This window comes from Spirillospora sp. NPDC048911 (assembly GCF_043198015.1).
GTDB lineage: Bacteria > Actinomycetota > Actinomycetes > Streptosporangiales > Streptosporangiaceae > Spirillospora.
Map to the genome: position 1 here is coordinate 100,180 of NZ_JBICUD010000010.1, position 15,373 is coordinate 115,552.

General features: G+C 67.8%; 16 protein-coding genes. 10 read left to right on the forward strand and 6 right to left on the reverse strand.

Going from position 1 to position 15,373, the window contains the following annotated elements; translation table 11 throughout:
- Window positions 1–9 precede the first annotated feature (9 nt).
- The 3 genes from ACGFNU_RS37325 to ACGFNU_RS37335 all read left to right on the forward strand — a co-directional run bounded on the left by ACGFNU_RS37325 (window position 10) and on the right by ACGFNU_RS37335 (window position 2,496).
- A protein-coding gene (locus ACGFNU_RS37325) for an IS3 family transposase (RefSeq protein ID WP_392601674.1) occupies window positions 10–1,202 on the forward strand; the annotation gives its coding sequence in 2 pieces (ribosomal slippage) (window positions 10–315 and window positions 318–1,202; 1,191 coding nt in all).
- A 319-nt stretch (window positions 1,203–1,521) separates the two neighbouring features.
- Window positions 1,522–1,809 carry a hypothetical protein gene (locus ACGFNU_RS37330; RefSeq protein WP_392601296.1) on the forward strand — a complete coding sequence of 96 codons (288 nt, stop codon included), beginning with the start codon at window positions 1,522–1,524 and terminating at the stop codon, window positions 1,807–1,809.
- A gap of 48 nt (window positions 1,810–1,857) precedes the next feature.
- Complete coding sequence (locus ACGFNU_RS37335) at window positions 1,858–2,496, forward strand: hypothetical protein (protein ID WP_392601297.1); 639 nt, start codon at window positions 1,858–1,860, stop codon at window positions 2,494–2,496.
- Window positions 2,497–2,897: 401 nt separating this feature from the next.
- Here the strand turns inward: ACGFNU_RS37335 and ACGFNU_RS37340 are convergent, their stop codons facing one another.
- On the reverse strand, window positions 2,898–3,032 hold the full coding sequence (locus tag ACGFNU_RS37340; RefSeq protein WP_392601298.1) for a hypothetical protein: 135 nt from the start codon (window positions 3,030–3,032) through the stop codon (window positions 2,898–2,900).
- Window positions 3,033–3,465: 433 nt separating this feature from the next.
- Complete coding sequence (locus ACGFNU_RS37345) at window positions 3,466–4,995, reverse strand: M4 family metallopeptidase (RefSeq protein WP_392601299.1); 1,530 nt, start codon at window positions 4,993–4,995, stop codon at window positions 3,466–3,468.
- Between the two features lie 501 nt (window positions 4,996–5,496).
- Here ACGFNU_RS37345 and ACGFNU_RS37350 point away from each other — a divergent pair.
- The 3 genes from ACGFNU_RS37350 (at window position 5,497) to ACGFNU_RS37360 (ending at window position 6,980) form a co-directional block, all read left to right on the forward strand.
- Window positions 5,497–5,733, forward strand: coding sequence for a hypothetical protein (locus ACGFNU_RS37350; RefSeq protein WP_392601300.1), 237 nt, complete (start codon window positions 5,497–5,499; stop codon window positions 5,731–5,733).
- 228 nt (window positions 5,734–5,961) lie between these two features.
- Complete coding sequence (locus tag ACGFNU_RS37355; RefSeq protein ID WP_392601301.1) at window positions 5,962–6,600, forward strand: hypothetical protein; 639 nt, start codon at window positions 5,962–5,964, stop codon at window positions 6,598–6,600.
- A gap of 236 nt (window positions 6,601–6,836) precedes the next feature.
- The gene (locus ACGFNU_RS37360) at window positions 6,837–6,980 is read left to right on the forward strand and encodes a hypothetical protein (RefSeq protein WP_392601302.1); all 144 of its coding nucleotides are present in this window, start codon (window positions 6,837–6,839) and stop codon (window positions 6,978–6,980) included.
- A gap of 606 nt (window positions 6,981–7,586) precedes the next feature.
- Here the strand turns inward: ACGFNU_RS37360 and ACGFNU_RS37365 are convergent.
- A complete protein-coding gene (locus ACGFNU_RS37365) occupies window positions 7,587–9,938 on the reverse strand; it encodes a Tn3 family transposase (protein WP_392601303.1) in 2,352 nt (783 codons plus the stop codon).
- Between ACGFNU_RS37365 and ACGFNU_RS37370 the strand changes: the two genes are divergently transcribed.
- Both ACGFNU_RS37370 and ACGFNU_RS37375 read left to right on the forward strand, forming a co-directional pair.
- Window positions 9,925–10,707, forward strand: coding sequence for a Tn3 family transposase (locus ACGFNU_RS37370; RefSeq protein WP_392601304.1), 783 nt, complete (start codon window positions 9,925–9,927; stop codon window positions 10,705–10,707). The genes ACGFNU_RS37365 and ACGFNU_RS37370 overlap by 14 nt on opposite strands.
- Window positions 10,708–11,007: 300 nt before the next feature.
- The gene (locus ACGFNU_RS37375; RefSeq protein ID WP_392601305.1) at window positions 11,008–11,457 is read left to right on the forward strand and encodes a hypothetical protein; all 450 of its coding nucleotides are present in this window, start codon (window positions 11,008–11,010) and stop codon (window positions 11,455–11,457) included.
- A 62-nt stretch (window positions 11,458–11,519) separates the two neighbouring features.
- Here the strand turns inward: ACGFNU_RS37375 and ACGFNU_RS37380 are convergent, their stop codons facing one another.
- From ACGFNU_RS37380 to ACGFNU_RS37390, 3 genes are all read right to left on the reverse strand, one after another.
- Window positions 11,520–11,723, reverse strand: a complete 204-nt coding sequence (locus ACGFNU_RS37380; protein ID WP_392601675.1) for a helix-turn-helix domain-containing protein — start codon at window positions 11,721–11,723, stop codon at window positions 11,520–11,522.
- A gap of 129 nt (window positions 11,724–11,852) precedes the next feature.
- Window positions 11,853–12,611, reverse strand: a complete 759-nt coding sequence (locus tag ACGFNU_RS37385; RefSeq protein WP_392601306.1) for a VOC family protein — start codon at window positions 12,609–12,611, stop codon at window positions 11,853–11,855.
- Window positions 12,612–12,824: 213 nt separating this feature from the next.
- Window positions 12,825–12,947 (reverse strand): hypothetical protein, encoded by a 123-nt coding sequence (locus ACGFNU_RS37390; RefSeq protein WP_392601307.1) that lies wholly within the window; start codon window positions 12,945–12,947, stop codon window positions 12,825–12,827.
- Window positions 12,948–13,439: 492 nt separating this feature from the next.
- Between ACGFNU_RS37390 and ACGFNU_RS37395 the strand changes: the two genes are divergently transcribed.
- The gene (locus ACGFNU_RS37395) at window positions 13,440–14,141 is read left to right on the forward strand and encodes a DUF6193 family natural product biosynthesis protein (RefSeq protein ID WP_392601308.1); all 702 of its coding nucleotides are present in this window, start codon (window positions 13,440–13,442) and stop codon (window positions 14,139–14,141) included.
- 40 nt (window positions 14,142–14,181) lie between these two features.
- Window positions 14,182–15,114 carry a recombinase family protein gene (locus ACGFNU_RS37400; RefSeq protein WP_392601309.1) on the forward strand — a complete coding sequence of 311 codons (933 nt, stop codon included), beginning with the start codon at window positions 14,182–14,184 and terminating at the stop codon, window positions 15,112–15,114.
- The last annotated feature ends 259 nt before the right edge of the window (window positions 15,115–15,373 follow it).

Here is a 15,373-nt window from a genome sequence, read left to right on the forward strand (position 1 = left end):
TGGGCCATGATGGGTGGTTCGGGGAGAGGAGTCCTGTTGGGGACGTATAGGTATCCGGCGGAGTTTTGGGCTGACGCGGTGGCGTTGGTGCGTTCGTCGGGTAGGCCGGTCGCGCAGGTCGCCAAAGAGTTCGGGGTGAACCACGAGACGCTTCGGTCCTGGGTCCGTACCGCTGAGCGGGCTGAGCGGCCCGAGGCGGTGGCCGAGTCGGTCAAAGACGCCGAGTTGGCCCGGCTGCGCCGGGAGGTTGCCGAGCTGAAGCTGGAGCGGGAGATCCTGCGCAAGGCAGCCGCCTATTTCGCCAGGGAGACGTTGGATTGAGCCGCTTTTCCTTCGTTGAGGCCCACCACCGCGCGTTTGGCGTGAAGCGGCTGTGCAGGATCTTGAAGGTGTCGCGGTCGGGGTTCTACCGGTGGCGCCAGGCCGCCCCGGCTCGGGCCGCCCGCCAGGCCTGCGATGTGCGTCTGGCCGAACAGATCGCCGCGATCCACGCCGGCTCCGGCGCGACGTACGGGTCGCCGCGGGTGCACGCCGAACTGCGCGACCAGGGGCAGCGGGTCAACCGCAAGCGGGTCGAGCGGGTGATGCGCGAGCACGCCATCGTCGGCCGGCGCCTGCGGCGCCGGTGCCGCACCACTATCCCCGTCCCCTCGGCCGTACCGGTGCCCGACCTGCTGAAGCGCGACTTCAGCACCGGCGCCGCCAACGCTCGCTGGTGCGGTGATGTGACCTACCTGCCCGTCGCCGGGAGATGGATGTATCTGGCGACCGTGATCGACATCGGCACGCGGCGGCTGATCGGCTACTCCATGGCCGAGCACATGCGCGCCGACCTGGTCATCGACGCACTGAACGCCGCCGTGACCACGCGGGGCGGGAACGTCGCCGGGGTGATCTTCAACTCCGACCACGGCGCTCAGTACACCTCCCAGGCCTTCGCTCAGGCGTGCGCGAAGGTCGGAGTCCGCCAGTCGATGGGCGCGGTCGGGACCAGCGCCGACAACAGCCTGGCCGAGGCGTTCTTCGCCAGCCTCAAGCGGGAGATCCTGCCCGCCGGTGGCTGGCCCACCGCCCGCCAGGCACGGCTGGAGGTGTTCGGTTGGCTGACCTTCTACAACACCCGAAGGCGGCACTCAGCCCTCGGCCACCTCAGCCCAATCGAGTACGAACATCGAGCATCTATGCTGGCAGCCGCCGCATAGCAACCGGTGTCCACGATCAAGGTGGAAGCCCCGATGGTTCAGAACAGATTGTTACCCATGTGGACGGTGGACAAGAAGGCGGCGGCTTGCTATTGCGAGTGAGAGGTGTCGAGGGCGCGGGGTGCGATGAGTTTCGAGCGGGGGACGCTGATCGGCGATGAGCTCGGGCAAGCGCCTAAAGGGCGTTGGGCCTGTGCTGAGGCTGTCCCGGCGCCGGGAAGAGACATATGGAGGCACCGATGCGGAAGTTGATTCTGGGTTTTACGTCTCGCTGGACGGCAAGGGCCCTGACGGGGACAACGGAATCCGGGACGTCATGATGAGCATCGAGCGAGGGTGGCACTCGTTTCTGGCCGACACGCTGCGCATCCTCAGCCGCGCCTACCGGGCGGACACCGCCGAGGACGCGGCCCAGCGGATGTGGTTCGAGGCACTCTGGCTGGACGAGCGGCTGGACGACAAAGACGCGGTCGCCGAGCTGTCCGGGGCTTCTCAGCGAGCAATGCATCACCGGCTTGCGGGACTGACACGCGAACCCGGCGCGAGCGCCGTCCGCGATGCCGATCCAAGAACTCCCGGCCAGGGCTGGTGCTCAGGGCCGATCTAAGTACTCGCGCCCATGTGGCGGCCGGTCGGCTTGCGAGAGCGTGGACCAATGGACACCACACGCTGGCGCCCTCTCGCCATCTCGTTCAAGGCCGCCCTGTTCGTTCTTCTGGCAATCGCACTGCTGTTCCCCGAGTGGGACCGATTCGCCGACAAGGCAATGGGCACCCGCGCGCTGGCCTATCCTGCGGCGGTCATGCTGGTCGCCGCCATCTGGGCACTGCGCAGACGCCGCGCCCCTTATCCGTGGGACCTCGACGCCCTGCTCACGGCTCCCTTCCTCGTCGACGTCGCCGGCAACGCCGCCGACCTGTACGACACCGTCGAGTGGTTCGACGACGCCTGCCACTACGGCAACTGGGCGCTGCTCACGGCCGCCGCCGGTCTCTCGCTGCGCCGCTGGAGCCCCCTGCCAGCCTGGGCCCTGGCCCTGACCTGCACGGGCATCGGCGCCATCACCGCGATCCTGTGGGAGTTCGCCGAGTACGCCATCTTCATCCTCGACACCCCCGAATCGGTGTCGATCTACCGCGACACCATCGGCGACCTCATGCTCGGCCTCCTCGGCGCCGCCACGGCGGCCCTGGCCACCGCCGCCCGCAGCCGCAAGACCGCGGCGGACGTGGCGGAACGCAGAGACGCCACACGCGGAGACCTCGTAGGCGCCGAGTCGGCCCTTGCTCCGTGACGTATCCGGTGGCCGGCAGAGCCGTTTGATCTGCCGATCAGGTACCACACAGTTTCTCCTGCACGTCCTCGCTCGGCGGCCTGGGCTGCCAGTTCAGCGTTAACAGCCCAGTGGTCGGAGCGGCGACAAGCCGACGAGCAAGCCGCAACGGGCAGATCATCAGCCCATAACAGGGCGAGAAGCGGACGGGCGTGCGCGTACCGGAGGGAGTGACTCTCCCGTCTCAAGAGAATCTGACAAGCGCGTGAAGTCGGAGGCCAACTGATGCCCGTTCCGGCTCGGGCAGGCAACGACCAAGCTGCTGGCTCACCGCCGGCTAATTAACCGCAGCAACGACGGGCCTGAACGCTCCACCCGGCGACGCCCGAAAAGCCGGTGCCGCAGGATCCGCTGCGGGCGGTTCATGCCAGCGCGCCGACGGGCACGCCGTCGTCGAGCAAGGCGGGGCTGGCATGTGGGTCCAGCAGGCAGATGGAATCCAGCCGCTTGGGCCGAGCGCGCAGGACCCGGGCGCGGTAGCCCAGGCGGAACGGCACACGTGGCGCTCCATGCCTGCTGGATCAACGGTCGGGACGTCACAGGCTCGATCGAGTTTGATGCCACCAGCGTGGTGGACAGGGTGTCGTTGGCGGACTCCTTTACCAATGTGCCGCTCAATTCGCGGACTATCGACGCGGCGGTGAACCGATCTCGTCGTGCCATCGGGCAAGCTCGCCGCGAGACCACGCGGCTTCTCAAGGGCATGCTGGCTTTGCTACTGAGTCCAAGAGCCACATGCAGGTCAGTTTGGGAGCCGGGTGTCGATCTCCCGGTCCGCAGCATGTCGGTGAGAACGAGAGCCACCTGGTCTTGCTGCCGACGCGTGACTGTGCCGGAAGTCTCGGTTCGATCCCGGCCCCGTATCCCGATCGTGGTCCGCGACAGGCGCAGTAGGGAGCCGGCCAAGCGGGATTCGGGGGAAGGGGCTGATCAGTCCCCGGGGCTTTGGCCGGGCTGTGGATCGATGCCGACCGATCGCCAGGCGTCTTCAGTTGCTGCATATTCTGGGCTGTGGGCTCCGTATCGGTTGCTGGCGGCGGTCAGGGTACGGCCAGCGAAAGTTGCGAAGTCGAGCGGCGCCGTCGTTGCCTCCACGGCGTCCCACCAGATCAGTCCGGCCCTCTCCCATGCGTTGCCGCCCAGCGCGCATGCGAGCTGGTAGAACGCATGACTGGGGATGCCGGAGTTGATGTGGACTCCTCCGTTGTCCCGCTGCGTGGTGACGTAGTCGTTGATGTGCGCGGGCTGCGGGTCCTTGCCTAGCACCGGATCGTCGTAAGCCGTTCCTGGTGCGCGCAGGGAACGAAGTCCGACACCTTTGACGCCCTCGGCGAGCAGGTGCTCGCCCATGATCCAGGAAGCCTCAGTGACCGGCTGACGGCGGTGGTACTGCAGCACAAGCGCGCCGAAGATGTCGCAGGTGGACTCCGATAGGGCGCCGTGTTGCCCCCAGAACTCCAAGGCGACGATTCCCGGGACGCCGTGGAAGAATTCGTGCGCCAGGACGTCCAGGCAGCCGCTGAACCTGCGGAAGATTACGTTGTCGCCTTCGCCGATCGCCAGAAGCTGGCCGTTCCAGAAGGCGTTGTTGAAACGGCGCCCATAGCGGACCACGGCACTCAGCGGCTCGCCATCGTCGGACAGCGAATCACGGCCCAGCACCTCTCGGGCGAAGGCCCAGGTGGCGACCATGGCGTCATAGGTATCGTCGACCGTCGGGTCTCCAGTGGGCGGGTCACCCGAACTGCGCACCAGCTTGAGCCTCCGAAGAGACTCCCTGCCGCGCGCATCGTATACAGCCAGCCGCATGCCGTCAGCGATGGGGCGGGGGGATGCCGCAGGAAGATCCGAATGCCGAAGCGCCTCGGCGGACGGCGTGGACCTCGCTGCTGTCACCTGAACCTCGACGCCGCCGCGGTCGACGATCCTGGCGAGCACGAACGGCGGCACCGCCCCAGAGAGTACAGGCGGGTGAAGTGCGCGCGTTGCCGCTACCGGCGTCGTGGTCAACCGCCTGGCCTCGGCGTCCAGTCGCTCGCGGGGAATCCTGGCGACCTCACCGATCGCGCGCACTGCCACGACGAGTTCACCGATCGCATGGTCCAGCAGATCACGACGCTGCTGGACGGCGAGCGCGGAGTCGTGCGCGATGTACTGAACCGCCTCCAGCGCGGCGTAACCACGGTGTACGGCATCGAACGCGGCACTACGGCGCAGCTGAGCCAGCGCCTTGCCATGCTGATCCCATGCCGTGTAGGTCATGGAAGTCACCGGCCAGGTGCCACTGGCCCGGAAGTAGGCGACCGACGCCCCATTCCGGGTGAGTTCGGCATAGATCAACCGCGCAGCGGTACGGGCCCCACCACGATCCCGCAACACCGCACCCCAAGCCGCAACGATTCCGCCTCCGAGGGCACCGATACCGGCCACGACCACCGCGCCGATCTCCACACCCGCCATGGGCAGCGCTCCATCGATAGAATCGTGAACTGTCGCCATGCTCTCATGCGGAAACGAGCAGCGACCACGTGTGGCACGGTTGACCCTTACATGGGCGCGCCGAGGCACACCATCTGGTTCAATTCCCGACCGACCGTTGGCACTGTCGCCGTCAAGGCGCGGGCCATCGATCACCTCCCCGCCCCGGTCCGACCCAACCCGGCACCCCGATTCGCACGCCGAGGCCGCCGCCCGCGGCGCCGCCCTGGCCCGCCGCCTACTCGCCGAAGCGCGCACATCGGCGTAAGAAGCTGTTCGAGAACCTCAAGGTCAACAAGACATCGGGGTGCTGGCGTGACGCTCTGCGCGTTCCTTGGGCACCTCATGTGGCGGGTTGGACCCACTGGCTCCTCACTGACATCACGGCACGGCGCCCGGACCGCCGATGTGGCGGCCGCGGGACGCTTAGACCCCGCCACCTGGGGCAGTCTGTGACCAACCAATTCCATATAGTGATCGGGGTTGTCTGTGCGTACCACCCGCAACCTGCTGACCACGCTGGCCCTGGCCACCGCCATTCTGACCACCGCCACCCCGGCCCACGCCGACCCGCCCCCTATCGGAGCCGAGGGGCCCGCCGCCGGGGCCGCCGGCATTGGCCTTCTCGACAGGCTCATCAACCTCAAACTCCTCCTCAAGTTCCTCAACTCTGAAGCTGGGCTGCTAGCCAAGGGCAGCAACGCCGGTGCTAACGGATAACGACGAACGCCATTCGCTGTGGTGATGGCCCGGAGGGCCTCAAGCACGGCGGGCCGCAAGGTAGGGGTGCAGGTAACCGTCGTGTCATATGCCGCAAAGCCGGGGATGCCGCAGCGCGCTCCTCCTCCCCTCACTCGCGGAGAAGCCGCCGGTTCCCAGGCCCCAAGTCCGTCAGTGCCCTGCCCGGACCGAGACGCAAACGATCACATCTTCCTGCCGTTCGCCGTCATGACCAGCGACACCAGCGACACCACTGCCCGCATCGGGCGGCCCCTCAGGCTCCTGAATGACGATGTACGCGATCAGCTCCTGGAAGCGATCTCCCACGGCGCCACCATCGAGTCCGCGGTGGCCGCCGCCAGCATCAGCACCACCACCTACTACCGGTGGATGGAACGCGGCCAAGACGCCCTCGACACGCTCCAGGAGACCGGCGAGCTGGACCCGGCGGAGGAGCCCTTTCGGGAGTTTCGGGAGGCGGCTACGCGCGCGCACGCGCAAGGCGAGGTGTTCAACGCCGCCCTGCTCCGCAAGATCGCCGAGGGTGGGTACGTGGTGAAGACCCGCACCAAGCGGTACCGCGACGCCGCCAGCGGCCAGGTGGTCGAAGAGACCGAGGTCGACCTGGCGCCGCCGGACCTGCGGGCGGTGACGTTCTATCTGGAACGCCGGCATCCGGACGGCTGGGGCAAGACCGTCGAGCAGTTGGAGGTGTCCGGTCCGGAGGGCGGCCCGATCCCGATGGTCGGGCCTGGCGGGCTGGCGCCGTCGGCGGCGCGGGTGGAGGAGAACCTCGCCGAGTACCGCGCCGAGCTCGAAGCGACGGCTGCGACCGACGCCGACGAAGTCGGGCCTGGGCAGGCGTGAAAACGATTGACGAAGCTCTGCCGCCTCAGAATCGCACACCGTAGCAGTTGGTAGCGCATGGTCATATTTGGGGCTCTGGGGGCACCAAATCCTCGGTTTTATGGCGCACAGCGCATCGCGGCCTGGCAGTCTCTCAGCGGTTGCTCTGTCCGCCGTCCCGGTCGGGCAGCTGCCGAACCGGTCCGGTCCGGCAGGGTGACCCCGACCCCCTTGGGGTGGGAAGGGAAAGGGGCCTCATGGCCACTGACCCCAACGGGAAGCAGCAGCACGGGAACGAACGGGCGTTCTGGACGATCCGTACTGGCCTGGAGATCCTTAAGGCCGGCGCGTGGATCGCCCTCCAGTACATCCGGACCTTCACCGGCTTCTGGTCCCAGTAAGCAAGAGCCCCCGTCGCGGCGGCGTCCTTGGCCAAATCCCAGTTGGCCAAGACCCCCACCGGCGGGGGCTTCTTGTTGTGCGCGTAATGTGACCTGGATCACATCGAAGGTTCGCGAACGCCACACACGATAGGGGTGCTGCGGAAGCTCAGGGAACATTTTGGAACATTTTTGAGAGTCTCTGCAGGTCAACTCAACTATCCGGGCATCCAACAGGCAAGATCAAGTTTCCGAAAGGTGAGGAACATTCATCTTTGGTCCCGTGGAAGCGCCCTATGGACTATGACCCCGTCGCCCAACCCGAGCTGCGCGCCTAGAAGGTCGCCGAACCACGGTGCGGACACGTCCGGGAGCGGAGGGCCGTATACGCCGACGCGGACCCGTCCGAGTTCGGCGGCCTGCCCCGATGTGGCCATGCGGTGGTGAGAAGGAGCCCTACCTCGTTGACTCGGCCCTTGAGCAGCAACCGACCGGCCAACGGCGTTAGCGCCCGGGGGTGACCGGAGTTACCGCCGTCGAGCGCTCGGATGCGGGTCGGTGTTCGGAGGGCGTCTGGGGCGGGTGTGGCGCGATGCGGTCAGTGCCGGTTTGGTTACTGTGAGCCGGTTACGGTGGGTCGGCCCTACTTTGCGGCGCATGCCGGTGGATTTCCACCTTGGCGCCCCGCCCGATGCCCTGGTCGTTCATGGCGTTGAGCCAGGTCATGCCGCGGCGGGAGCCGAAGAACTTACGGTTGGGTCGGGCGAAGGCGGCCGGGACCGGGACCACGAACCGCATTCCGTCGACCGCGGCGACCAGGCCGCCGCCCCATGCCTGGGCCAGCGGCAGCCCTGACTGCCGCGCCACCAGCGGCGCGTTGGCCGGCGCGAGGGTCTCGGGCCGGAAGTAGTTCTGGAACACATGTGACAACCGTGACCGCTCCAGGGCGGGCACGCCCTTCTTGGCGATCGGCCGGTACCCGACGTTCATGGAGTGGGCGGCCAGGCACGCCGCGATCGAGGTGGGCAGGTCCTCCAGCCGGGACCGGCCGCCCGACACCGCGGTGAACGCCTCCACCAGCTGCGGCTCCCACGACATCACCTCCAAGATGACCTCGGACAGGTCCACGCGGGGCAGCATCGCGGTGGTGCGTGCGCGCAGGTCGACCAGCGGCGGCGGTTCCTCGATCGCCTTCACTCCGGTCAGGTGGATCTTCCCCGCGTCGTCGACGTGGACCTCGGTGTTGGCGACCAGGCGGCCGCCGACCTGGCGGTAGGCGGCATCCAGCGTGCGGGTGTGCTCGGCCAGCAGCGCGTCCGGGCTGGTCGGCAGGCCCAGCGCGGTCAGCACATCCGGCCTGACCTGCGCCCACTGCTCGCCCTCCAGCAGCTGAGCCTGGGGATCGCGCCACTTGGTGGAGGCGTCGGCGTAGATCTCGCGGCGCTTGAGGTGCCGGTAGAACTGCTCCAGCACGCAGAAGGTGTAGGCGTGGCGGTTCACCGCGCCGCCCCCGTGCCCGCCACTGTGCGCGGGGTGGCCGAACACCAAGCGCTTCCACGGCCCGTTCACCACCGCCGCGTCGATCATCTTGGCCGGGATCAGCGGCGCGGTCAGGCGGCTGCGGTAGGCCAGCACGTCCGGCAGCATCTGCATCGCCGCCAGCACCGCCGCGCCCTCGGCGTTCGCGCCGAACTCGATCACCTTCGGCAGCACCTTCAAGAACCCCGACACGGTCGTGTACCGGGCGACCAGCTCGGTCCGCCAGTCATCGGGGTCGGAGGCGTCGGCCGGCGCCACGTTCTGGTTCACCAGCACCAGCGCGGCCCGCAACTCCGCGCGCGACACCACCGCCTCGATCGCCTCCCACACCTCGGCCACACCCGGCTCCTCCTGCGGGCCGCCCCACCCGTCGGACTCAAACAGCGCCTCCACCGCCACCGCCAGCCGGGCCGAGGCCTTGGCCAGCTTGGGGTGCTTGCGGATCGTCTCCTTGTTCGCCGCCGTCTGCGCCTTGTTCAGCAACTCGATGGCCATCAGCAGGTCCAGCAACTCCAGGGTGTCGTCGACCGACTTGGCCTCCAGCAGCCGCACGGTGGCCACCAACGTCGCCAGCCGGCACCCGTCGCCATGGCGGCGCAGCTGGGAGGCGTCCGCGTTCATCCCGTACTTGGCCAACTCCGCCAACCGGCGCGGCGGCACCAAGGCCTCGGCGCCCAGATCGGCCATGCCCAACCCCATGACCTCGGCGACCTGATCGAGCGCTTTGATCATCGTGGGGCCGCTGCCGCGCGGCGCCGGACCCTTGCGCCACCGTTCCAGGTCCGAGACCCGCGACCCGGGCGGCACCTCCAGCAGCTGATCCAGCACGTACCGCTGGCCCACCGTCAACCGCCCTTCCAGCACATCCCACAAACGCCGGGTGGTGTCGTCACGGACCTGGGCGACCAGCCGCGTCAACGTGGTCAGGCCCGGCAGCAGCACGCGCCGCTCCCGTAGCCACCCCACCGCGTCGGTGAAGATCGCCTTCGGGCCGTCCCCCGACGTCCACGAACGGGCCGCCACCCACTCCCGCAGCTCCGCCTCGGCGGCCGTGAACTCCCTCAGCCCGTGCACCCGGCGGATCTCCCACTGGTGATCCAGCTTCGTCTTAACCCGCTCGATGTACCGCTTCGCCGTCGACGGATCAGCGATCTCCAACTGCTCGGCCACGAAGTCCAGCACCACGGTCGGCACGTCGAGGGGATCCTCCAGGAACGCCCCGAGCCAGCGGACGGTCACCAGTTGCAGGCTGAACCCGAGTTTCATGTGCTCGCCACGACGGCGATCGATCAGCGCCCGGTCCTCGTCATCGAGGAAGAACACCCGTTCCAGGTCCGCCTGCGACGGCACCCCGGCGTACCGGCCATAGGCCGCCGCCTCATCATCAGTCAGGTTGGTGTCGGGCACCGTCCGCGACTCGTTGCACATGGTCGACGTCATCTTCGGGCTGGACGGCGGGGAACTCCTCGAGATCGTGGTGTCCGACACCGGCTCCTACAGCGACGTTGTCTTCGGGCTGCTGGAGCTGCTGGGGATCTCCTACCGGCCCGCGCTGGCCGACCTGCCCGACCAGAAGGGCTGGCGGATCAGCGCCGACGCCGACTACGGGCCGCTCAACACCTTCGCCAGGGGCAAGATCGATCTGCGTAAGGTCCGCAAGAACTGGGACGACATCCTGCGGGTGATCGCCTCGATCTACACTGGCACCGTCCGCGCCTACGACGTGGTGACGATGCTGCAGCGCGACGGGCACCCGACCGCGCTCGGCGAGGCGATCGCCGCCTACGGCCGGATCTTCAAGTCGCTGCACATCCTGGCGTTCATCGACGTCGACGAGACCTACCGGCGCGACATCAAGCACATCCGCAACCTGCAGGAAGGCCGCCATTCCCTGGCCCGCAAGATCTGCCACGGCCGCAAGGGCGAGCTGTACCACCGGTACGAACGCGGCCTGGAGAACCAGCTGGGCGTCCTGGGGCTTGTTTTGAATTGCGTGGTTTTGTGGACAACTGTCTACCTTGACGCCGCCGTCCGCCAGCTCAAGGCCCAGGGCTACCCGGTCCGCGACGAGGACATGGCCCGGCTCAGTCCGTTCGTTCACAAGCACCTCGGTGTGCACGGCGCCTACTTCCTGCTCCCCGATCTGGCCCCCGGCGCCATCCGCGACCTGCGTGACCCCGACGCACCCGACGACGAAGATGAGAGCTGACGACCCTGCCCCCACAGGGAGCGCCCGACCCCCGAGGGAGCACACATCGTGACTGTCGCAGGAGCGCGGATCGACACGGTCACCCGCGACCGGCTGGGCCGTGAGGGACTCGCTGAGGTCACCGGCTGCCATGGGCCAAGGACTGCCAGACTTGCGGGCGGCCGCTGGCCGACGGCAAATCGGCACCGGCCCTGACGGTGGACGACATGGGCGAGTTCGCGCTGGCGGGCCTGCATCACGACCGGTGCCGGCAGGCCAGGTGGAACGACTCGGGGCACATGAGCGGGCCCGCCCTCGTCGATGCCGACGCTGAGCAACGCCAGCCAGATGCTGGTGCTGTCGTTTCCCGGCCGCCCCGGCCAGTGGGCGATGATGGTCGCCAACCCGGCGCTGGAGGCGATCCCGCTCGTCCGCGACGACCAAGGCCGCTGGCAAGTGAGCCTGCGCCCGTTCACCGACGTCGGGCTCAAGAGCGGAACGCTGGACATCGGACCCGCAGCCGCGGTCAATGGTGCGACCGCCACCGTGGGCCGCGGCCAGGCCACGGTGACGATGTCGGTGCTGCCGTTCGACTCCTACACCGCCCCAGGCGCCGCCACCGCCGAACTCAAGCTGGCCCGCGAGCAGGGCGGGCTGGTGTGGGGCGTGTCGTACGCGCTGCACCCGGAGAACCTGACCGATGAGGCGATGGGCGCGGCGATGAAGTCCGGACGCCTGATCGCCAGGTGGGTCGCGCTGGGCAGCGGCTGACCGGGGGCGCTGGTAAGGATCGTGTCACCAGGTGCAGACGAGCCAGGCGCGTGATCTGGCGATCAGTCCGTTGAGCTGTCGTGCCGTTGGAGTGTCCGGTACACCGTGGTGCGGGAGACCGTGAACAGTTCGGCGAGGTCGGCGATGGTGTATTCGCCGGTGCCGACCATGCGGACGAGTTCGCGCCGTTGTTTGGGTGAGAGCTTGGGCTGTTTCCCGCGGATCGCCCGTGTGATTGAAGCAGGCGATGCCGATGGGCGGTGCAGGCACGTCCACCCTGACTATGGTGCCTGGCCGACCTCGGTCTCACCTTGTCGAGGAGGTCCACACCGACGACATCCACGCGCGTCTTGCCGAGCTCGACCACTCGGCCAGCTGACCGCCGGTTCAGCTCGTCATCGCCGCACGACATCGAACTCCGTGCCGAACGGGTCCGTGATGTTCGCGACCCGCCCGTAGATCATGTCGTAGGGCTCGGTCGAGGTCCCACCCGCGTCGACCGCTCGCCGCGCCGCCGCATCGGCGTCGTCCACCTGGAACAAGGTCCCCCAACGGGACTTCGTGGCCTTTGGGTCACCGGCGATGCCGCCGATCTCGTGGCCATCCGGTCTGCGCAGGAACGTGAAGTCGAGCTCGGGCATGTCCGGGTTGGCATCCAACGTGTAGCCGAAGACCGCGACGTAGAAGTCGCGCGCGGGCCCGGATTCCGCGGTGACCAGGTCGTTGCGGAGCAGGGCGTTCGGCTCGTTGACGATCTCGCAGCCGATGTGGGCACCGGCCTGCCACAGTCCACACTGCGCACCGGTGGTGTCCTTGATGATCGCCGTCCGGCCCTGGTCCAGCACGTCCATCGGACCGGTGATGATCGAGCCGCCCGCGTCCCGCGCTCGGGCGGCCGCGGCGTCACAGTCATCCGTCGCGAAGTAGACGTTCCACCAGAAGTCCGTGGCGTCGGGATCGGGGTTCGGCCTGATGGCCGCGACGGGTCTGCCCCGTAGCAAGCACTGGGTGTAGTGGCCGAACTCCGCCGGTCCCACATCGAACTCCCAACCGAACAACGCGCCGTAGAAGGTCATCGCGCGGTCGAGATCCGGGATGCCCAGGTCGATCCAGGTCGGTGTGCCAGCCGGCTGTGTGGTGGTCAGCTCGCTCATCGTCTCTCCTTGTCGTGTCCCCATCTTGTCCTGCATGACCCCGGAACCTAAAGCACCGGTGTAAACCCAGCTCACACCGACGTGGGCTGCCCCCTCCGTCACTTGCACTTCGGGCCAGGTTCGGGAGTTCCGGGCTTGGTACCGGTGATGGCGTTGGCCGAGTGGGCCGGGTTGTCGGAGTTGATTTCGACCAAGTGCTCGCGGTAGCGGCATCTACTTCTTGTTGCGGTAGAGGCCCAACCGTGTCGGCCCACGCTTGCCCGCCACCAACGCCAGCTCGTCATCAACCAGCATCCATCGATCGATCAGCTCATCTTGATCAAGCTCCCGCGCCACGCGCGGACGCTACTCCCATCACCCGCACCCTGACCAGGCCCCATTCGACGCGACTTGCACCTGATGACACGTCCTTACCGACACCCCGACCGGAAAGACCTCCCAGTGTCGACAAACAGTCATATGCCGACACAACCAAACCCCGGAACCCCATACCCCGACCGTCACCAGAAGCCACCACAACTACACACAGCTACCTTTCGGGTGGTGACACGGACCCGAGTGGAGGGCCAACCGCCCCGTTCCAACGTCCTCAAACCGGTGCGCGACTCGCTGCAACGAGGGGCGGAATCGGTCGACTCCGCCCCCTCGCCAGATCAGAACTAACTCTGCGCCCGCCCTCCTGGAACAGAGCGCCAATCCAATCAGCTCCGATCAAGCTTTCCGCCTCCCCTTTTCGCCCCCTACGATGGCGATCACGGCACGTTGAACACGCGGAAAGATCGGAACATCATGAGCCACGAACCGGACCCAGCCGTCCTCTATCCGGACGTGGCCGCCCACGGCAGCCTTGCCGCAGCTCTCCAGGCCGCAGCCGCCGACTACGGCCTGTCCCTTCTCTTAGAGATCACCCCGTCCGATCCACTGCGTCATGCCACGATCGCCAGTGTCGTCCCGCATCGCGACTCGGCCTACGTCTCAGCGTGGCACCACGAACGAGCCTGGACCATCTGGGGTTCGTCCAACAGAAAGCTCATGATCTGCGGATCCACCAAGGACCTGCGTGAGCTTCCCGACGTGATCCGCGGCTGGGTCGAAGGGGCCAGCTTGGAGGAGATCGGCCAAGCCGCGACCTTCGACCTGCTGACCGGACGTTTGGAGGTCCCCGACAACAACCTCACCGACGTCATCGAGTCGGAATGGCAATATCTCCTCAAGGAAGCCCGCGACCGCGACTGGCCCGAATATCAGACGCTCATCGAGGCCGCCTATGCCGAGCCGAAGCTCCGCAGGCTGTACCCATTCACCAGCCACTGGACGCTGGGCTTCTCCACCACTCCCTACCCCTTCAGCCCCGAGTTCGTCGGGGTGAGCTCGCCGAGTGGAGAGGGCGGCTACACCATCAGGGACCGGGCGAACGGGATCGCTCTCACCCAAGTCACCACGCATACCGAAGCGATCGCTGTCGCTGTCGACCGGATATCCGCTGGCCTGCTCCAGCAGCCGCCCGAGGTCCCTGCGCAAGACTCCTGATCTCGGGCCCCGGGAGACTTGGGAAAGGGCACGATCGGGCATGGCCGACCGCATCTATCTCCGGCACTCCACCGACAAACAGAGCGACGCACGCCAACGGCACGCCCTGGCCGCCCTGCTGACCGCCGGCGCCCCCGTCTATGAGGACCCCGCCACCTCCAGCCGCCAGCTCTCCCTGGACCGCGCCGGATTCACTCTGCTCCTGGACGAGGCCGCAGTCGGCGACACCATCCGCATCGCCGACGCCGCCCGCCTGTTCCGCTCGGTCGCCGACATCCTCGCCCTGCGCCCCGTGCTCATTCGCCGCGGCCTGCACCTGCGGGTCGAGTCCGGACTGCTGTCGGGCATCGACTTGGCCTCCGATGACCCCGGCACCAAGATGATGGTGTCCGTCCTCGCCGCCGTGCTGGAGTTCCAGCGCGACATGATCAGCGAGAACACCCGCAAGGGCGTCGCCGCCGCCGAGGCCGCCGGAAAGAGCCTCGGCCGCCCTGCCGCCCTCGACTCCGACCAGGCGGCCGCCGTCGTGGCGGCCTACCGGGAGGGCACCGCCGTCAAAGCCCTGGCCCGCCAGTACCAGGTCGCCCCCAAAACCATCCGCCGCATCCTGGACGTCGCCCGCGTCCGCGAACTGCCCGACCAGCTCGACATGCCCCCGGCCGCCCCAGGCCACGAGCGCCACGTGCCCGCGGCGGACCAGGAGGTGGTGCTCGACCTGCCCGGCCTGCTCGCCGACCACCTGCGCACCGTCGGCGATGACGCCGTCCGTGACGCCATCGGCGCCGGGCGGGCCATCCGCCGCGGCCAGGGCCACACAGTCCGTATCACCGCACCGCTCGCGCTGCACCGTGCCGCGCTGCGGCAGGCCACCGCCCTCGCTGCCGAGGCCGCCGGACCGGCCGCGCGCAAGGCGCATCGCGTGTATGCCGCCCGGATCACAGCCGCCGATCAGCAGATGACGCTCGGCACCTGAACCGATCCGCGCCGCCCGACGGCCAACGCGAATGACGCTGACCACCAACTACCTCGGCCCGCGGCCCGTTTCTGCCGTATTCCGGGAATGGCGCGTATTGCATCTGATGCGAATACGTCAAGGATCGCGTGGTCCGCCGGTGTGGAGCTCCGGAGAGGTTGCTGACCTGGGCGAGCAGCGCCGAAGAGGCTGTGGGCGAGAGTAGCGGGACTCTTGGTGCAGGTGCGGCTGGTTGGCCGAGTTTGGCCGTCTGGGCTGG